Here is a 16,630-nt window from a genome sequence, read left to right as displayed (position 1 = left end):
CTGTTACCATGCCGCCCATGCGCTCCTCCTCGGCCTCCGCTCTCCTCGCTGCGGGCTTCGCGCTGCTCGCCGTCTGCGCCTGCGGCTCCGACGGGCCGGTCGACCCTGCCGGCGCGGGCGGCGGCGGAGCGGGCGGCGGCGCGAGCGCGGGGGGCGGCGGCTCCACCGGGGAGCCGGGGCCCGCGTGCCTCGAGCCGACCCCGGTGCCCTGCGAGGACGAGGTCTTCCAGCAGATGAACCTCCAGTCCGACGTGGCGCCCGGGGAGCTCAGCAACGAGCAGGACGGCGGCGGGTTCCGCTCCCTCATCGACGCCACCGCGGGCGGCGCCTTCGCCTCCGAGCCCCACGCCTACGTCTACGCCCGGTTCACCGACGGCGGTCTCGAGAAGGTCGCGATCTCCGACGAGGCGTCGCTCGGATCGATGGACTGGGACATCGCCTTCCGGCGCTACGTCGTGCGCATCAACAGCGGCCACTCCGGGCCGTCCTGCGTGACGGCGGCGCGGCTGCCGGGGACGCCCGACTACGACGCGCTCGCCGAGGCCCCCGGCGACCTGAGGCTCCGCAGCGACGAGTACTTCACGAGCGACACCTGCGAGCTCATCCCCGACGGCTCCGGGCTGGAGTCGCCGGCGACCGCGCTCTCCGGCTACTGGAAGTACCCCGGCTGCGTGGAGATGAGCGGCGCCGTCTACGTCCTCCGGCTCGCGGACGGCCGGAGGCTCAAGCTGACCGTCACGCACTTCTACGACGAGGAGAACCAGGCGCTGTGTCAGGAGACCGGGGCGGTCCCGATGGGCGACACCGGCGCGGCCAACCTCCAGATCCGGTGGGCCTTCCTCCCGTGAGCCGGCCCTCCGGCGCCGGGCGCCCCGCCCCCGCGCGCCGCCGCCGCGCCGGAGGCACCGCGGCCTCGTGGCGCCGCCGCGCTGGAGGCGCCGCGGCCTCGCTCGCGCCGGCGCTCGCCGCCGTGCTGGCCCCGGCGCTCGCGGCCTGCGGCGCCGGCGACGCGCCCCCAGGCCCGCTCGACGGGCCCGCCGCGGCGCCGCTCGATCGGCCGGACACGCGCGGCACCGATCTCCAGTTCCGGTTCGATCCGGACGACGCGGTCGAGACCTTCGCGTCGGCCTCGGGCAGCTTCCTGGTCCACTTCGCGCGCGAGGGGCGCAGCGCGGTGCCCGCCGAGGACGCCGACGCGACGGGCGTCCCCGACTTCGTCGAGGAGGTCGCCGCCATCTACGACGAGGTGATCGTCCACTACCGCGACGTCCTCGGCTTCCGGCCGCCGAGGAGCGACGAGGACCTCCCCGACAACGGCGGCGACGGCCGCTTCGACGTCTACCTCGTCGACTTCGCCGGCGTCGGCGACGGCGTGTTCCGCGTCGACGCCTGCGCGCCGGACGACGAGGGCCGCTGCGCCGGCTTCATGACCCAGGAGAACGACTACAGCGGCTACGACTATCCGTCGACGCGGATCGCGAACCGGATCCTCGCGAGCCACGAGCTCTTCCACGCCGTGCAGGCGGCCTACGATCACGGCCAGGACACGCCGATGCTCGAGGGCAGCGCGGTCTGGGCGACCGAGTCGTTCGATCCTTCGCTCCAGGACTTCGAGGGCTTCGTCGGCGGCTACCTCTCGAACACGGATCGATCGCTCGACGTGCCCATGATCGGCCCGGTCGACCCCTTCAGCTACGGGAGCGCGCTCTTCTTCCAGTTCCTCGAGGAGCGCTACGGCGACGGCACGGTCCGCGAGCTCTGGGAGCGCGTCGAGGACGGCGCGTTCGACGAGGCCGATCCCGTGTGGTTCGAGCAGCTCGACCCCTTGCTCGCGTCGCGGGCGCAGGCGACGTTCGCCGACGCGTTCGTGGAGTTCGCCTCCTGGAACCTGCTCACCGGCCTCCACGCCGATCCCGAGCGCTCCTACGCCGCCGGGGCCGGCTACCGCGGCCTCGTCCCGGAATCCGTCGCGGCGCCGCACGCTGGCCGGCTCCGCGTCTTCCACGCGTCGGCGCAGTACTTCAGCGTCCCGCCCGACGGGCGTGCGGCCATGACCGCCGCGCTCGCGGGCGACCCCGCGCAGCGGGACGGCCTCGCCCTGCTGCTCGCGGCGCGGCGCGGCCGCGCGTACGGCGAGATCGCGCGCGCCGACGACGTCGCCTCCGGCGCGGCGCTCGTCGACACGGCCGGCGCCGACGGCCTCGCCGTGATCGTGGTCAACGGCCTCCAGGACGGCGATTCGCGCAAGCCGACGCTGTGCATCGGCACGGCGGACGAGGTCGCGGCGTGCCGGGCCGCCGCGGAGGGCGGCGGCGCGGGCGGCGGCGGCGCGGGCGGTGGCGGCGGCGCGGGCGGCGCCGGAGGAGAGGCGCCGCCGGAGGGCGAGGAAGGCGGCGACGACAGCGGGTGCGGCTGCCGCGTCGTGGCGCCCGCCGCAGCCGCGAGCTCCGCCGCAGCCGGGAGCTGCGCGCTCGGCGCGTCGCTGCTCGCGCTCGCCCTGCGCCGGCGCAGGGCCACGCGCATCCACCGCTGATCTCGGACGATCGCGCACCCGCTACGGCGCGGCGCGATCGCGCGGCGGCGCGCGGCCGCGCCGCGCCGCCCGTCACCGCCGAGGCTGCCGTCGCGTGACCGCCGCGCCCGCTGCGCCGGAATGCGCTGCCGCGCTCGACGCGAGACGCTACGATGCTCTGCATGAGCGACCCCGGTCCCGAGGCCGCGCGCCTCACCCTTCGCGAGGATCCGGACGGCTTGCTGTGCACCGTCGTCGAGGGCGACCTGTCGGACGACATGGCGCGCGAGATCGCCGCCGCCTGCCAGAGCCTGTCGGACAGCGGCCGCGAGGTCCTCGTGCTCTCCGATACGCGTCGCATCGGCACCATCTCGCCGTCGGCGCGCAAGGTGATGGCGAGCGAGATGCGCGCGGTGCGCTTCGACGCCATCGCGCTCTTCGGCGCGAGCTTCGCCGTGCGCGTCGTCTCCACGCTCGCGGCGAAGAGCGTGCAGATCCTCACGCAGCAATCGTATCCGGTGCAGTTCTTCGAGACCGAGGCCGAGGCGCGCGCGTGGCTCCTCGCGCAGCGGGACGCGCGCCGCGCGAGGCGGCCGGGCGCGTGACGTCACGCGCCGAGGCGCGCGCCGGCCGCCCGCCGCCGGCGCGCCGCCGCGGCCAGGCCGAGGAGCGCCGCGACCGCGAGGCCGCGCCGCTCGCCCGAGGGAGCGCCGGCCGCCGCGCACGCGCAGCCTGCCTGCTCGTCCTCGCCCCCTTCTTCCGGGGGCGGCGGCGGCGGCTCGTCCCCGAGCACCTCCCTGAGCGCCGCGACCGGGTCGATGATCCCGTACCCGAAGATGGGGTCGTGCCCGCGCTCGTCGGGGAGGGCGAACGGCGCCGGCCGCGCGGTGCGGATCAGGACGTCGTAGAGCTCGCCCGCGGTCCGCTCGGGCGCGGCGCTCACGAGCAGCGCGGCGACGCCGGCGGCGACCGGGCACGCCGAGGAGGTCCCGCCGAACAGCGACGTGTAGTCGTCCGGGCTGTCGCCCTCGCGTCCGGCGATATCGGTGCTCAGCGTCCCCGTCGGCGCGACGAGATCGAGGGAGCTCCCGCGGTTCGTGAACGGCGTCTCCTCTTCCAGGTGGTTGACCGCGCCCACGTTGAGGACGCCGCGCGCGGCCTGGATCTCGTCGTCGTCGATCTCCCGGTCGTCGTTGCCGGCGGCGAAGAGGACGAGCGCCCCCCTCCCGTCGCGCCCGGCGTCGAACAGGCGGCCGATCGCGTCCTCGACCACCCTGGGGACCGGCATCGGCTCGGCGTATCCCCAGCTGTTGGACACGACGGCGGCGTTCACCTCCAGGGCGAACTCGAAGGCGTCGACCGAGGCGGAGATCGGCTGCGGCTCCTCGTCGAGCAGCCGCACGCACCGCAGCCTGCACTCGGGGCAGCCGCCCGCGATGCCCACGCCGTTGTCGGTGTCGGCGGCGATGAGGCCCGCGCAGGCGGTCCCGTGGTTCACGCCCGCTGCGCCCGGCCGGTAGGTGGGGTCGTCGTCGCCGTCGATGACGTCCAGGCCCGGATCCATCTTCGCGGCGAGGTCGGGGTGATCGAGGTCGCAGCCGGTGTCGATGACGACGATGGAGGTGGCCGCGTCGCCTCGCGTGCGCCCCCAGGCCTCTTCCATCCTGAGGTCGTCGAAGTACCACTGCCCGGGCAGGCGCGGGTCGTCCGGCGTGAACGGCGCGCCGCGCGCCTCGAGGCGCACGTGGAGGTCCGGGATCGCCTCGCGCAGGAAGGCCGGCCGCGCCGCGCCCTGCAGCCGCTCGGCGACGTCGAGGCCGTCGCCGCCGCCGGAGTCCCTGACGAGCCATAGCCCGATCGAGGGCATCAGCGGCCTCACCACCTCGAGGCCCGCGCCGGCGAGCTCGCCCTCGGCGCCCGGCTCGACCTTCACGATCGCGGTCGCGCCCACGCTCGCGTGGATCGTCCGGCCGTCGGGGTAGCGGAGCCGCAGCGGCGAGAGCGCGCCGCGCGAAGCGCCCAGCGCGGCCGGCCCGAGCCGCTCGACGGCGACGCGGCGCCCGCCGTCCAGGAACGACGGCGCGCTCGCGGCCGGGCGCGGGCCGCTGGCGAGGGCGTCGCCGGCTCCGGCGGCCAGGAGGAGCGCCGCCGAGGAAAGCAGGATCGAGGGCTTGCGTCTCATCGCCCTCCTGGATCTACCGGACCGCGCGGCCTCCCACCAGGGCCGCCCTGGAGCGGCGCTCGGACGAGTAAAGAACCAGACGGCGAGCCGGTGCTCGGCGGAGCGAGACGAGGAGAGAGGCCGCCGAGGCGCCGAGAGCGCCAGGAGGAGAGATGTTTCCGGCGAGCGCTCCGCAACGATTCAGACCGACGGAGTCCTGATATGCCCGAGCAGCAGATTTGCGATGCTCGTGCGGGCTGTCGCGCGGACCCTCTGGCCTCATCATCCATCGTGCTCGAGGAGAGCCGCGAGAGGATCGATCGGCGTAGATATCCGCGCAGAGCTCGAACGAGCTGCTCACGTCGGTGATGAATGCGCTCGTCTACGCCGCGACCGGCATCGGCATCGAGCCGAGCTGCGGACCGCTGCCGGGCTTCCTCGCCTGAGGCCGCTCGGGGCGAGGCGACGCGTCGCTGGCGTCGCCTTTGCAGGGGGCCTCGGATCGGATAGAAGGCGTTCCTCTCCACCCTGCCTGCTGACGCTGGCCGAAAGCCCCTTCACCGCGATGACCCAGGCCGCCACCTACGTCTACGTCTCCAACGCCGAGAGCCGCGCGATCTCGGTGCTGCGCCTCGGCACCGCCGACGGGTCGCTCTCGCCCGTGCAGACCGTCGGCGTCGACGGCCAGGCCGGGCCGCTGGCGATCTCGCCGGACCGGCGCTTCCTCTACGTCGCGTTGCGCTCGGAGCCCTATGCCGTGCAGAGCTTCGCGCTCGACGCGGCGAGCGGGCATCTGAAGCCGGTGTCGGCGGCGCCGCTGCCGGACAGCATGGCGCACATCGTCACAGATCGCAGCGGGCGAACCCTCTTCGGCGCCTCCTACCACGGCCACAAGATCACCATCAGCCCGCTCGACAGCGACGGCGCGGTGCGCGCGCCTGCTGCGGTGCTGCCCGCCGGCCGCCACCCGCATGCCACGCTGGTGGATCCGTCGAACCGCTATGTCTTCGTCAGCGCCCTCGGCTCGGATGCGGTGCTGCAGTGGCGCTTCGACGCGGCCACCGGCCAGCTCACGCCGAACGATCCGGCGGCGCTGCCGGTGCATCCCCTGGCCGGCCCGCGCCACCTGGTGTTCTCTCCCGACGGGCGCTTCGTCTACCTGCTCAACGAGCTGGACGCGACCGTCGAGCTCCTCGCCTTCGACGCCGAGCGCGGCACGCTGTCGGCGGTTCAGCGCCTCTCCACGCTGCCCGAGGGCTTCTCGGGCAAGCCCTGGGCGGCCGACCTGCACCTCACGCCCGACGGCCGCTTTCTCTACACCTCGGAGCGCACGTCGAGCACGCTCGCCGGCTTCAGCGTCGATGCGCAGACCGGCCGCCTGACCTTTGTCTCGCGCTCGCCCACGGAGCAGCAGCCGCGCGCCTTCCAGATCGATCCCAGCGGCCGCTGGCTCGTCGCCGCCGGGCAGCTCTCGCACGCCGTGCGCGTGCACGCCATCGACCGCGCGAGCGGCCGGCTCACCGCCTCGACGCCGTACCCGGTGGGCCAGAATCCCCTCTGGGTCGAGATCCTGAGCTTCCCCTGAGGGGGCCCGCGGCGCCGGCGCTCGTCGCGCGGCCCGGAGCTATCCCTTCTCTCCGCCTCGGATCACCATCGACGTGAGCAGGTCCATCAGCCTCGACAGGTCCTCCCGCGCCGCCCCGTCGGGGAGCGTCGCGAGCCGCGTCGCGACGCGCTCCAGGAACTGCTGCCTCGCCCGCTCGAAGCCCGGCGCCAGCTGGTCGTGCAGCGCGCACGTCACCAGCTCCTGATCGAGCTGCCGCCAGAAGAACTTGCCGTCGACGGTCGCGACGTAGAGCCGACCGGTGAAGCCGACCACCGTCCGCGCGCCCGCCTCGAGGAGCTTGTCGAACAGCGGGCCGCTCGCCGTCTCACCGCAGCAGAAATACAGCACGCGGCCGCGCGCCCAGAGCTCGATCTCCTGCGCGGGGCTCTCGTGCGACAGCAGGATGCCGTCCGGCGACTCGTCGTCCACAACGCAGCTCGTCCTGCCGTGGGACGACACCACGATCCCGCGGAACGGGTTGCCCCCGCTCTCGGCCCGCGCGATCTGGCGGATGATCCTCCGCCGCTCCACGCTGGCGCGCCCGAACGGTACGACGGAGAACTGCTCTCCCATACGCCCATAGAGCTGCGTGCGCCCCGTCGCGAACCAGGCGCTATCCGGGTCGAGGGATGTGTCAATCGAGAGTACAGGTCGAGCCGTCATCCTACCTCCGTCGAAGATTCCCCGTGCGCGCCGCCCAGCGCTCACCCGCACCGGCGATGGCAAGCGCCGCCGCTCGCGCCCGCTGCGCCGGCCGGCTGGCGCCGGGCATCAAGCCCGCTCCACCGGCTTCTTCGCAGCATCCATCGTACCCGCTGGCATTTCGAACCCTGCCACAAAAGTCGCGACAGTGTACAATATCAACCGTAGGGGAATTCCTTCTAGAAAAATCGTGATCGTTCCGATGAATTTTCTCGCTCACGTATGCTGTTGGTGGGCCCCTGCGCGCGCGGCGGCTCATGTTTTTTACCGCGGGCGTTGGCACGCGTGTGTTGCGCGAGGGTATCGCGTCGAACAATCGCCGCGAAACGCGCCGCGAGGCGGGGGGGCTCACATGAGCGCGCGGCTCAGGGGAGGGGCGCGGCGGCGTCGGTTTGGGCGAGGACGAGCTTGCGGGGCTCACCCCGCCGGAGCTCGGTCATCCTCGCTTGCATCGCTTGCCCGAGCTCCTCGCGCGCGGCGTCGTCGAGGAGCTTCTTCACCTTGGGAAACAGGTGCTCTTCTTCTTCCTTGTGGTGGTGCTCGAGCTGCTCGGCGAGCACGTGCAGCTTGGGGCCGAACGTCTCGTCCTTGGTGTCGAGCGCCAGGAGATCGGCCAGCACGCGCTTGAGCGACAGGTGCTCCTCCAGCGACTCGAGGAGGATATCCTCGGTGCGGCGGGCCCGAACGGCGGGGTAGAAGTCCTGCTCCTCGATCGTGATGTGCGTGGCGAGGAGGTCGGCGGCCGTGAAAAACTGCTCAGGGGCGACGGAAGAGGCCTCTTTCAGGCCGGAGAACTGCTGCTCGAGCTCGCGGTGATGGCGCTCGAGGAGATCGATGGCATCCATGGAGACTCTATGTAGCGGCGCCGCACCGCGAGCAAGCCGGGTGGACACCCGAGAGCCGCGCCGAGCGGCGCTCATCCCGGCGCCGCGCGCGGCGGAGCGGGCGTAAGCTCGCCGTATGGACTCCCCGATGCGCCGAGGCGCGGGCCGGGCCGCCCCTCGGCAGCGTGGGTGTCTGAGCCAGGGAGCTCCTGATGCAAATTGCCGATCTCCCCTTCACGCGAGATCGAACAACAGCACCTCGCCCGCGTCCTTCCCGACCAGGTGGAGCGCGCCTCCCGCGCCGATCGCCGCCGCGTCGCCGGCCTCGAGCCGCGTCCCGTTCAGCTCGACGCTCCCGCGCGCCACGTGGACCCAGGCGCTCCGCCCGGCGGCGAGTTCGTACCGCGCCTCCTCCCCAGGCCCGAACAGGCCCGCGAACAGGCTCACGTCCTGGTGGACCGTCACCGAGCCGTCGCGTCCGTCCTGCGAGGCGACCAGCCGCAGCTTGCCCTGGCGCTCCTCCTTCGAGAACGCCTTCTGCTCGTAGCTCGGCGGATACCCGCGCCGGTCCGGCAGGATCCAGATCTGCAACAGGTGGGTCTCGCCCGTCTTCGAGGGGTTCATCTCGCTGTGGAACACGCCCGTGCCCGCCGACATGCGCTGGACCTCGCCGGGGCGGATGATCGAGCCGTTCCCCATGCTGTCCCGGTGCGCGACCTCCCCCTCGAGGACATAGGTGATGATCTCCATGTTCTGGTGCGGATGCGTCCCGAACCCCCGCGCCGGCGCGACGCGATCGTCGTTGATCACGCGTAGCGCCCGGAAGCCCATGTGCGCCGGGTCCTGGTAGTCGGCGAACGAGAACGTGTGGAACGACTTCAGCCATCCGTGGTCGGCATAGCCGCGCTCGCCGGAGCGGCGGAGCTGCATCGAAGAAGTGGTGTTTGCCATGCACTTCATGATGCGTCGGCCGATCCATCTTGTGAATCGGCATTCACCTCATGGTTTCCATCTGGATCGTAGATGGATCCCGCCCCCCCACGGGGCGCTTCGTCAGACGACCTCGAGGTTTGTCGCCTCGGCGTCGAGCCACGGCCCGTCGCCCGGGAGGAGCACGAAGGCGTCGAAGGCCGCGTCGGTCGGGCGCGCGCCGGCCGGCCTGAGCTGATCCTGGGGGACGAGCGCCAGGTTGGGCGCGCTCACCACCGGCGCGGTGGCCTGCCCGGCGAAGGCCTCGGAGGCGGCGCGCAGCACGGCCGCGAGCCGGTCGGCGGTCGGCTCGGGCAGGAAGAGCGCGTCGACCGTCGCCACGCGGTCGATCCCCCGGGCGGTCGCGATCTCGGACAGGAACACGGCGGCGGCGCCGACGGGCCGGCCCGCCTCCTCGACGAGCAGCAGCCGGCGCGGCCGCGGATCGCGCAGGCTGTGCTCGAGCTGCGCCGCGTCGGGCGCCGACCACAGCACGCGATCGTCGCCGCACGCCGCGATGGCCGCGAGCACGTCGGCCGCGGCCTCGGTCGGCCTGGCGACGGCCTGCGTCGGCGCGGCGCTCGCCCGGGGGACGAAGCCGTGATTCCGGCACGTGGCCAGCTGTTTGCGCCTGAGGCCGGCCGCTTCGACGGCCTTGAGGAGCACGCGCTGCGCGGGCGCGGAGCGCGCCTCCACGAACACCACGATCGGCAGGCCGGACGCGCGGAGGCCGGCCAGGAGCTCGCCGTACAGCCGGCTCGCGAGCCCCCGCCCCTGGAACTTGGGGCGCACGCTCACGAACGAGAGGACGTACCCCGCGGACGCGGCGCCGCGGAAGCGGAAGCGGCGCGGCGCGACGCCGATGAAGCCGGCCGGCTCGCCGCCCTCGCGCGCGAGCACGGCGCGCGGCGCCGGACCGGGGAAGCCGAGCTGCCACCTCAGGTAGTCGGCCGTGTAGTGGAGTGCCGGCGGCGGCCACGCCTCGCGCAGGACCAGGCTGGCCTCCTCCGCCGCGGCGATCGGGTCGACGTGCTCGAGCTGCATGGCCGAGAGCGTCGCAGAATCGTCCGGGAACCGGAACAGTCGGAACCGAGCGCCGCGCGAGAACGCCGATCACGTTGGAATTCGGCGAAAATCGACTCATGGGAAGAGCACCGCAAGGGCGCAAGGGACGCAAGGGGAAGAGAAGAATACAATTTCATCTCTGTCCCGTTGCGCCTCTTGCGCCCTTGCGGTCTCTCCTCTTGTGTTCTTTTGCGCGTCTGCGTTGAACTCTCTCTCCGGATCCCTGACCGGACTCCCGGTGGGCGGAGTTAGAGACCCGCCATCTCCGGGGAGCGCCGCACGACGTCCGGCCAGCCCGAAGGGTCGTTGCCGTGCTGGGCGAGGAAGGCGTAAACCCACCGCTCGAGGCCGAACGCGATGCACACGCTGTGCATCGGCCCCGCGCCCTCGACATTGCAGCTGAACGCGCGGCCGAAGAAGTCCGTGTGGTAGTTCAGCGACCCGGCCGCCACCCGCTCGCCCTCCGGGAGCATCAACGAGATCTCGTACTTCGTCTCGCTGCTGATCTGGAAGTACGTCTTGGCCGCCGCGTCCGGCGCGATGAAGAACGGATCGCTCGCCGTCCGGATCTCGCCCGCGAGCCGGTGCTCGTCGAGGTAGCGCGCCACGAGCTCATTCCCCTGCTCCCGCAGCCCGAGGACGTTCTCCCGCGTCCCGAGGAAGACGATCTCCCGCATCGTGAACTCCCAGAGCCGGCGGAGGTCGACCATCTTGCTCGACTCGTAGCGGAAGCAGCGGCCCGCGAGGGCGTAACGCGCGCCGCCCGCCGGCAGCACGCGGTCCCGGTTCGCCGCGTAGACGTGATAACAGACCGCCGGCGAGAGGCAGACCTCCGGGGGCGCCATGTCGCCGAGCGCCCGGTCGTCGAGCGTCTCCCGGTCCTGGTGCCGCGCCCGGAAATCCTCGATGCGCGGCATGTCCTCCGGCAGGTGGCACGCGAACGTGACGATGTGGGGAAACGAGCGGAAATAATCGCACTTCGACAGCGTCGCGGCCGGGATCAACGTCGGCACCAGGATCGGGCTCGGCGAGAACGGCGCGCCGAGCGCCTCCAGCGAGCGATCGAAGTAGCGGTAGAGCCGCAGCGGGATGCCCTCCAGGGCGACCTGGCCCTGGCCCATCTGCGTGATCCCGGCGGGGAGCGCGCCGCCGCGGAACTCGACCCGGTCGCACGCCGGGCTGCGGTACACGAGCTTCCGCGCGAGCGAGCGCAGGCTGCGCTGCATGGTGCGCGCGAGCCCCTCGGCCGCGCGCGCGAGATCGGCCGCGCGCTCCTCGGGGGCCTCGAACGCCAGCGCTGCGCCCTCGCGGACGAAGCGGATGTCCGAGATCTCCTTCGAGAGGAAGGCGATCTGCTTCGGGATCTCCTCCTGCGCCATCTCGGTCGCGGGCGTCGCGAGCTCGACGGTGACGGTCTTCCTCACGAGGCGCGCTCCTCGATGAGGGCGCTCAGCGCGCGCGGCGTGCGCGCGAGGCTGAACTTGTCGTCGGGGAGCGTCACGTTGAACTTGTCCTCCAGCTCGGTGAGCAGCTGGAGCGCGCGAATCGAGGAGAACCCCGCATCGTAGATGTCGTCATCGGGCTGTATCGCGGCCGGCAGGCTGCCGACCGTGACGATGACCTCGATCACCTTCTCGACCTCAATCGCCATGAGCAAGCTCCAGGGTTACGATGCGCTGCTTTCGAGCGAGCGCCTCCCCGCGTCGTCCGCGCCGTTGCTCCTCGCGCCGGCGCGGTCCGCCTCGGCGGCCGGCGGCGGCTCGGTCCGGAGTGATGCCACCCGCCTCGCCGGATTGCCAGCGACGACCGTGTACGGCGGGACATCGGCCATCACGATGGAGCCCGCCGCCACGACGCTGCCCTCGCCGATCGTGACCCCCGGGAAGACCATCGACCGGGCGCCGAGCCAGACGTTGTCCTCGATGACCACGGGCCGCACCTCGCTGTCCGCGGGGGGCAGGCCGCGCTTGCGGTCCTCCGGATCGCTCGGGTGGCCGCTCGAGTCGAGGATGTAGACGCTCCCCGCGATCCGGCAATGCTTGCCGATGGTGACCGACTTGCCGACGATGATCCGGCAGTCGTGCCCGATCCCGGTGTTATCGCCGATCCGCAAGGTCGGGCGGTCGGTGAACCGGGCGGCGAAGACGATGTTGACCTTGCCGTCGAGCACCACATTGTCGCCGAGGATCATGTCGCCCCGGCCCTGGATGTAGTGAATGAAGTTCCCGGTCCGGACGCCCTTGCCGTACTGGGCGCAGTGCGACTTGAGGTGCGGCTCGCAGACGAGCACGCGAGCACCGAACCAGTACATCTCGCGCGCTGCCTCGAACGCCAACCGCATCGGGACCACGAGCGGCCGCGGCGCGGGCAGCGTGAAGCTACGGACCTCCCGGCGCGCGTGGCGCACGGCGCGGGCGACGCTGTGATCGGAGGTGGCGAGGAAACGAACCAGGTTCTTCATGGAAGGTCGCTCTGCGCAGCCTGGCCGGAGCAGCGATGTTCCGCGGGCGCCCGGCAAGAAGGACGGAAGGAACGTCAGCGAGCCCGAGACTATACCTCGGAGCCTACCGCGTCGATCGTTCTCTAGCCGCTTTATGGCGCGGTCCCGGCGCTGTTCCGCACCCTATTACAAACCAATTACAGGCAGCGCATCACCCGCGGGCACAAGCAAATACCGTGACAACACCGCGACGCGGGGCCGCGCGGCGCCGCTTCAGGCCGGCTCTCGTTGTGCGCTCGTGGGGGCGGCGCCCTCGGGCGCGGCGGCGGTGGGGTCCTTCGCCTCCATATGGGGCAAAACGCCCCGGAGCAGGACCAGGCCGAGCGCGGCCTCGACGAGGGTGAGCGCCACCGCCCATGTGGTCGTGGTGGCGGCGATGGCGGCGAGGCGCTCCTCGCGCGTGACGCCGGCCGCGAAGCCCTCGAGGAGCGCGGCGGCGAGCACGTCGCGCGTGCCGAAGCCCTGCGGGGTGAGGGGGAGCGTCACCGCCACCATCAGGATGGGGATGTACGTCAATGCGGCCCCGAGGGGGATGCGCACGCCGAAGAACCAGAAGGGGAGCCAGGTGCCGGCGAACAGGACGAGGAGGTGCGGCACGCGCGCGGCGAGGGCGACGAGGTGGCCGCGCACGCCGGCCTCGAAGAGCGGGGCGAGGAGCTTTGTGCGGGCGAGCCGGGCGGGGCGCAGCGCGAGGACGGCGAGGTAGAGCACGCCCGCGGCGAGGAGCAGGGCGGACCCGGCGAGCGGCCCGCCGTTCGCGGGCACGGCGACCGCGCCGAGGAGGAGCAGGCAGCCGAGCCACGACGCGTAGACCACGAGCGTCGCGCCGGCGACGCGCGCGAGCGGCACGCCGTGCGCGCGCGCGAGGAAGACCGTGATGAACGCCTGGCCCACGTGGTGGTTGAGCAGCGAGGGAAGATAGGAGGCGCCGCGGAGCACGAAGAAGTCGCGGAAGGCGACGGGGGCGATCAGCCGGCGGTAGACGAGGACGGTCGCGAACGTGTCGGCGCCGAGGAGCGCGAGGATGAAGAGGGCGGCGAACCCGCCGAAGAGCGGGGCGTCGACGCGCGCGAGGGCGGCGCGGAAGGCGTCGAGGTCGAGGCGGCCGAGGACGAACGCGACGAGCGCGATCGCGAGCGCGAAGGGCAGGGCGCGGCGCGCGCGATCCCAGCGGCGCGGGGCGCGCCGCTCGGGCGGCGGCGCGGCGTCGGCGAAGGTTCCGGTGTGGGTCGAGGAGCGCAACGGCGGGACCCTAGCAGAATCCCCGCCGCGGGGCCGAGAGGAGCGGCGCCCGGGACCGCGCCGCCTTCGGCCTCGGCGGGCGCGCGCCGCCCCCGCCTCCGGAGGGCGCACGCTGCGCGGCGACCGCGCCTCGCATGGGGCATAGTCGTCCACCATGTCCAAGTACGATTACGATCTGTTCGTCATCGGCGCCGGCTCCGGCGGCGTGCGCGCCGCCCGCATGTCCGCTTCCTACGGCGCCAGGGTCGCCATCGCCGAGTCGCGCCACCTCGGCGGAACGTGCGTCAACCTGGGATGCATCCCGAAGAAGCTCCTCGTCTACGCCTCGCACTACGCCGAGGACTTCGAGGACGCCGCCGGCTACGGCTGGTCGGTGCCCGGCCACGGCGGGGACGGGCAGGCCGGCCCGTCGTTCGACTGGGCGACGTTCCTCCGGAACAAGGACAAGGAGATCGAGCGCCTGAACGGCGTCTACGAGCGGCTGCTGAAGAACTCGGGCGCCGACATCCGCTGGGGCCAGGCCAAGGTCGTGGACCCGCACGCCGTCGAGATCGACGGCGCCAGGATCACCGCCGAGCGGATCCTCGTCGCGACCGGCAGCTACCCGTGGGTTCCGGACCTGCCCGGGCGCGAGCTCGCGGTCACCTCGGACGACGCGTTCCACTTCAAGGGCCTGCCGCGCCGGGCGGTCATCGTCGGCGGCGGCTACATCGCGGTCGAGCTCGCCGGGATCTTCCACGGGCTCGGGGCGAAGGTGTCGCTGATCCACCGCGGCATGCACCTCCTGCGCGGCTTCGACGACGACATCCGGGCGTTCCTCGCCGCCGAGATCCAGAAGAAGGGCCTGGATCTCCGCCTCGGCGCGAGCGTCGAGAACATCGAGCGGCGCGGCGACGGGCTGTGCGCGGCGCTCGCCGACGGCACCGAGCTCGCGGCCGACTGCGTGCTGTACGCGACGGGGCGCCTGCCGAAGACGAAGGGGCTCGGCCTCGAGGAGGTCGGGGTGGCGCTCGACGAGGACGGCGCGGTCGTGGTGGACGACGCGTTCCAGTCGTCGGTCCCGTCCATCTACGCGATCGGCGACGTGATCGCGCGCGTGCAGCTCACGCCGGTCGCGATCACCGAGGCGATGGCGCTGGCGAAGCGGCTGTTCCGCGGCGAGGACGCGCGCGTGGACTACGCCGGCATCCCGACCGCGGTGTTCAGCCAGCCGAACGTCGGCACCGTCGGCCTGTCGGAGTCGCAGGCGCGCGAGCACCACGACGTCGCCGTGTACCTCTCGACCTTCCGCGCGCTCAAGCACACCCTCTCCGGGCGCGAGGAGAAGACGATGATGAAGCTGGTCGTCGACCGCGCGACCGACCGGGTGCTCGGCGTCCACATGGTCGGGCCCGACGCCGGCGAGATCATCCAGGGGTTCGCGGTCGCGCTGAAGTGCGGCGCGACGAAGGCGCAGTTCGACGCGACGGTCGGCATCCACCCGACCGCGGCCGAGGAGTTCGTGACCATGCGCGAGCCGCTGCGGAAGATGGATCGCAGCCCCCCGATGGGGATCGCGCCGAGCTCGGCGTGAGCTCGCGGGCGCGCGCGCGCCGGCCCGCCCCAGCGCGCGCGCCCGCCCGTGCGCTGGCGACGGCTGCGGCCGGCTGCAGGCCACGTCCGTCCGTTTTCGCCGGCCTTCGATCGCCGGCGTACGGTCGCTCCGGCTCGCCTGCTCGCGTTCGCGCTCTGCGCGCTCCTCTGGTATGAACCGCGCGATGTCGACACCCGCCTCGACCCCCTTGAAGCCGGTCGGCCTGCTCGCCCGCACGAGCGACCGCTCGTTCTACGTCTTCAACGCCGTGCTCTCCGCCGCCGCGCTGGCGTTCCTCGCGTACATCCTCATCATCCGGCGCGGCGCGGGCGGCGCGGATCTCCGCTTCATGCCGCCGCTGAACGCCGCGCTCAACGCGACGGCCGCCACGCTGCTCGTCGCGGGCTGGATCGCGATCAAGCGCCGCGCGATCGTCGCGCACAAGTACCTGATGGTCTCGGCGTTCGTCGCGTCGTCGCTGTTCCTCGTCGGCTACCTCGCCTACCACTTCGTCCACGGGGACACGAAGTACCAGGGCACGGGCCCGCTCCGCGCCGTCTACTTCGTCGTCCTCATCTCGCACATCGTGCTGTCGGCGGGCATCGTGCCGCTCGCGCTGACGTCGTTCTACTTCGCCTACAAGGCGAGCTTCGCGAAGCACGCCCGGGTCGCGCGGGTGACGCTGCCCCTCTGGCTCTACGTGTCGGTGACCGGCGTGCTCATCTACTTCATGCTGCGCGGCAGCACGCCGGCGGTGCCGTGAGCGCGCTGCCGCCGCGCCGGCCCGGCCTCGGAGTTCCTCGGCGGCGACGCGGCGCAGGGCTCAGCGCGACGCCGCGCGCCTGCGCAGGGCGGCGCTGACGATGCGCGCCGCGAACAGCAGGGCGAGCAGCGTGGCGTAGATCATCGGCTCGGTCGCGTCCTTCTTCACGCGGAGGAAGAAGTGCGCGACCCCGAGGACGGCGGCGACGTACGCGAGGCGGTGCAGCCGCTTCCAGCGCGCGGCGCCGAGGCGCTTCAGCATGCGCGCGGTCGACGTCGCCGCGAGCGGGACGAGCAGGAGGAGCGCGACGAAGCCGGCGAGGATGAACGGGCGCTCGGTGATGTCCTCGACGATCGCGCCGACGTCGAGCCCTTGATCGACGAGCGCATACGTCAGGAAGTGCGCGCACGCGTAGAAGAAGGCGAGCAGCCCGAGCGCCTTGCGGATGCGCAGCGGAAACGTGTAGCCCGAGACGATCTTGAGCGGCGTCGCCGCGAGGGAGGCGACGAGCAGCACGAGCGCGAGGAGCCCGAGCTGGTTCAGCGCCTCGGCGACGGCGTTCGGGCCGAGCGCGCCGGCGCGGGCGCGCAGGCCGAGCACGGCCAGCGGGATCAGCCCGCCGGTGACGACCGCCGGCACGAGCCAGGGCAGCTTCCGGCCGGCGGGCGCCGCGGCGCCCGGCCGCGACATCGTCCTCGCGGGCGCGCCCATGG

At 72.6% G+C, this 16,630-nt stretch carries 16 protein-coding genes; 6 read left to right on the top strand and 10 right to left on the bottom strand.

Features of this window, described 5'->3' with window-relative positions:
- Positions 1-17: 17 nt before the first annotated feature.
- From WMF20_RS38030 to WMF20_RS38020, 3 genes are all read left to right on the top strand, one after another.
- A complete protein-coding gene (locus WMF20_RS38030) occupies positions 18-848 on the top strand; it encodes an HmuY family protein (protein WP_437606673.1) in 831 nt (276 codons plus the stop codon).
- Positions 845-2,533 (top strand): MXAN_6640 family putative metalloprotease, encoded by a 1,689-nt coding sequence (locus tag WMF20_RS38025; protein ID WP_437606672.1) that lies wholly within the window; start codon positions 845-847, stop codon positions 2,531-2,533. The genes WMF20_RS38030 and WMF20_RS38025 overlap by 4 nt, the downstream gene beginning before the upstream one ends.
- Before the next feature lie 161 nt (positions 2,534-2,694).
- Complete coding sequence (locus WMF20_RS38020; protein WP_437606671.1) at positions 2,695-3,117, top strand: STAS/SEC14 domain-containing protein; 423 nt, start codon at positions 2,695-2,697, stop codon at positions 3,115-3,117.
- Positions 3,118-3,119: 2 nt separating this feature from the next.
- Here the strand turns inward: WMF20_RS38020 and WMF20_RS38015 are convergent, their stop codons facing one another.
- Positions 3,120-4,694: a S8 family peptidase gene (locus tag WMF20_RS38015; RefSeq protein WP_437606670.1), complete on the bottom strand. Its 1,575-nt coding sequence runs from the start codon at positions 4,692-4,694 to the stop codon at positions 3,120-3,122.
- 223 nt (positions 4,695-4,917) lie between these two features.
- On the opposite strand from WMF20_RS38015, the gene WMF20_RS38010 reads away from it, so the two are divergent.
- Positions 4,918-6,258: a lactonase family protein gene (locus WMF20_RS38010; protein WP_437606669.1), complete on the top strand. Its 1,341-nt coding sequence runs from the start codon at positions 4,918-4,920 to the stop codon at positions 6,256-6,258.
- Positions 6,259-6,297: 39 nt separating this feature from the next.
- On the opposite strand, the gene WMF20_RS38005 is transcribed toward WMF20_RS38010, so the two are convergent.
- From WMF20_RS38005 to WMF20_RS37970, 8 genes are all read right to left on the bottom strand, one after another.
- Entirely contained in the window at positions 6,298-6,852 is a 555-nt protein-coding gene (locus WMF20_RS38005) for a hypothetical protein (protein WP_129578870.1), read from the bottom strand.
- Positions 6,853-7,346: 494 nt separating this feature from the next.
- Positions 7,347-7,826, bottom strand: a complete 480-nt coding sequence (locus WMF20_RS38000; RefSeq protein ID WP_437606668.1) for a hemerythrin domain-containing protein — start codon at positions 7,824-7,826, stop codon at positions 7,347-7,349.
- Positions 7,827-8,039: 213 nt separating this feature from the next.
- Positions 8,040-8,735, bottom strand: coding sequence for a pirin family protein (locus tag WMF20_RS37995; RefSeq protein ID WP_437617205.1), 696 nt, complete (start codon positions 8,733-8,735; stop codon positions 8,040-8,042).
- A 123-nt stretch (positions 8,736-8,858) separates the two neighbouring features.
- Positions 8,859-9,818 carry a GNAT family N-acetyltransferase gene (locus WMF20_RS37990; RefSeq protein ID WP_437606667.1) on the bottom strand — a complete coding sequence of 320 codons (960 nt, stop codon included), beginning with the start codon at positions 9,816-9,818 and terminating at the stop codon, positions 8,859-8,861.
- Between the two features lie 269 nt (positions 9,819-10,087).
- Positions 10,088-11,263: a hypothetical protein gene (locus WMF20_RS37985; protein WP_437606666.1), complete on the bottom strand. Its 1,176-nt coding sequence runs from the start codon at positions 11,261-11,263 to the stop codon at positions 10,088-10,090.
- On the bottom strand, positions 11,260-11,490 hold the full coding sequence (locus WMF20_RS37980) for an acyl carrier protein (protein WP_437606665.1): 231 nt from the start codon (positions 11,488-11,490) through the stop codon (positions 11,260-11,262). The genes WMF20_RS37985 and WMF20_RS37980 overlap by 4 nt, the downstream gene beginning before the upstream one ends.
- Positions 11,491-11,505: 15 nt before the next feature.
- Entirely contained in the window at positions 11,506-12,300 is a 795-nt protein-coding gene (locus WMF20_RS37975; RefSeq protein WP_437606664.1) for an acyltransferase, read from the bottom strand.
- A 252-nt stretch (positions 12,301-12,552) separates the two neighbouring features.
- Positions 12,553-13,581 carry a lysylphosphatidylglycerol synthase domain-containing protein gene (locus WMF20_RS37970; RefSeq protein ID WP_437606663.1) on the bottom strand — a complete coding sequence of 343 codons (1,029 nt, stop codon included), beginning with the start codon at positions 13,579-13,581 and terminating at the stop codon, positions 12,553-12,555.
- Positions 13,582-13,735: 154 nt separating this feature from the next.
- Here WMF20_RS37970 and gor point away from each other — a divergent pair, with 154 nt between their 5' ends.
- Entirely contained in the window at positions 13,736-15,154 is a 1,419-nt protein-coding gene (gene gor / locus WMF20_RS37965) for a glutathione-disulfide reductase (protein ID WP_129578862.1), read from the top strand.
- Positions 15,155-15,326: 172 nt separating this feature from the next.
- A complete protein-coding gene (locus tag WMF20_RS37960) occupies positions 15,327-15,917 on the top strand; it encodes a DUF420 domain-containing protein (RefSeq protein ID WP_437606662.1) in 591 nt (196 codons plus the stop codon).
- Between the two features lie 60 nt (positions 15,918-15,977).
- Here the strand turns inward: WMF20_RS37960 and WMF20_RS37955 are convergent, their stop codons facing one another.
- The gene (locus tag WMF20_RS37955; protein WP_437606661.1) at positions 15,978-16,628 is read right to left on the bottom strand and encodes a protein-methionine-sulfoxide reductase heme-binding subunit MsrQ; all 651 of its coding nucleotides are present in this window, start codon (positions 16,626-16,628) and stop codon (positions 15,978-15,980) included.
- Positions 16,629-16,630: the final 2 nt, after the last annotated feature.

The sequence above is a fragment of the Sorangium sp. So ce834 genome, from assembly GCF_051521425.1.
In the GTDB taxonomy this organism is placed as follows: Bacteria; Myxococcota_A; Polyangia; order Polyangiales; family Polyangiaceae; genus Sorangium; species Sorangium cellulosum_D.
This window is presented reverse-complemented; position numbering and strand designations above follow the sequence as displayed.

Bases quoted from the DNA above. Each gene is read 5' to 3' on its own strand.
- WMF20_RS38010 (WP_437606669.1), top strand. From the start codon at position 4,918: ATGCTCGTGCGGGCTGTCGCGCGGACCCTCTGGCCTCATCATCCATCG.
- WMF20_RS38030 (WP_437606673.1), top strand. From the start codon at position 18: ATGCGCTCCTCCTCGGCCTCCGCTCTCCTCGCTGCGGGCTTCGCGCTG.
- WMF20_RS37955 (WP_437606661.1), bottom strand. From the start codon at position 16,628: ATGGGCGCGCCCGCGAGGACGATGTCGCGGCCGGGCGCCGCGGCGCCC.
- WMF20_RS38005 (WP_129578870.1), bottom strand. From the start codon at position 6,852: ATGGGAGAGCAGTTCTCCGTCGTACCGTTCGGGCGCGCCAGCGTGGAG.
- WMF20_RS37960 (WP_437606662.1), top strand. From the start codon at position 15,327: ATGAACCGCGCGATGTCGACACCCGCCTCGACCCCCTTGAAGCCGGTC.
- WMF20_RS38020 (WP_437606671.1), top strand. From the start codon at position 2,695: ATGAGCGACCCCGGTCCCGAGGCCGCGCGCCTCACCCTTCGCGAGGAT.
- WMF20_RS38000 (WP_437606668.1), bottom strand. From the start codon at position 7,826: ATGGATGCCATCGATCTCCTCGAGCGCCATCACCGCGAGCTCGAGCAG.
- WMF20_RS37975 (WP_437606664.1), bottom strand. From the start codon at position 12,300: ATGAAGAACCTGGTTCGTTTCCTCGCCACCTCCGATCACAGCGTCGCC.
- WMF20_RS38015 (WP_437606670.1), bottom strand. From the start codon at position 4,694: ATGAGACGCAAGCCCTCGATCCTGCTTTCCTCGGCGGCGCTCCTCCTG.
- gor (WP_129578862.1), top strand. From the start codon at position 13,736: ATGTCCAAGTACGATTACGATCTGTTCGTCATCGGCGCCGGCTCCGGC.
- WMF20_RS37980 (WP_437606665.1), bottom strand. From the start codon at position 11,490: ATGGCGATTGAGGTCGAGAAGGTGATCGAGGTCATCGTCACGGTCGGC.
- WMF20_RS37995 (WP_437617205.1), bottom strand. From the start codon at position 8,735: ATGCAGCTCCGCCGCTCCGGCGAGCGCGGCTATGCCGACCACGGATGG.
- WMF20_RS37990 (WP_437606667.1), bottom strand. From the start codon at position 9,818: ATGCAGCTCGAGCACGTCGACCCGATCGCCGCGGCGGAGGAGGCCAGC.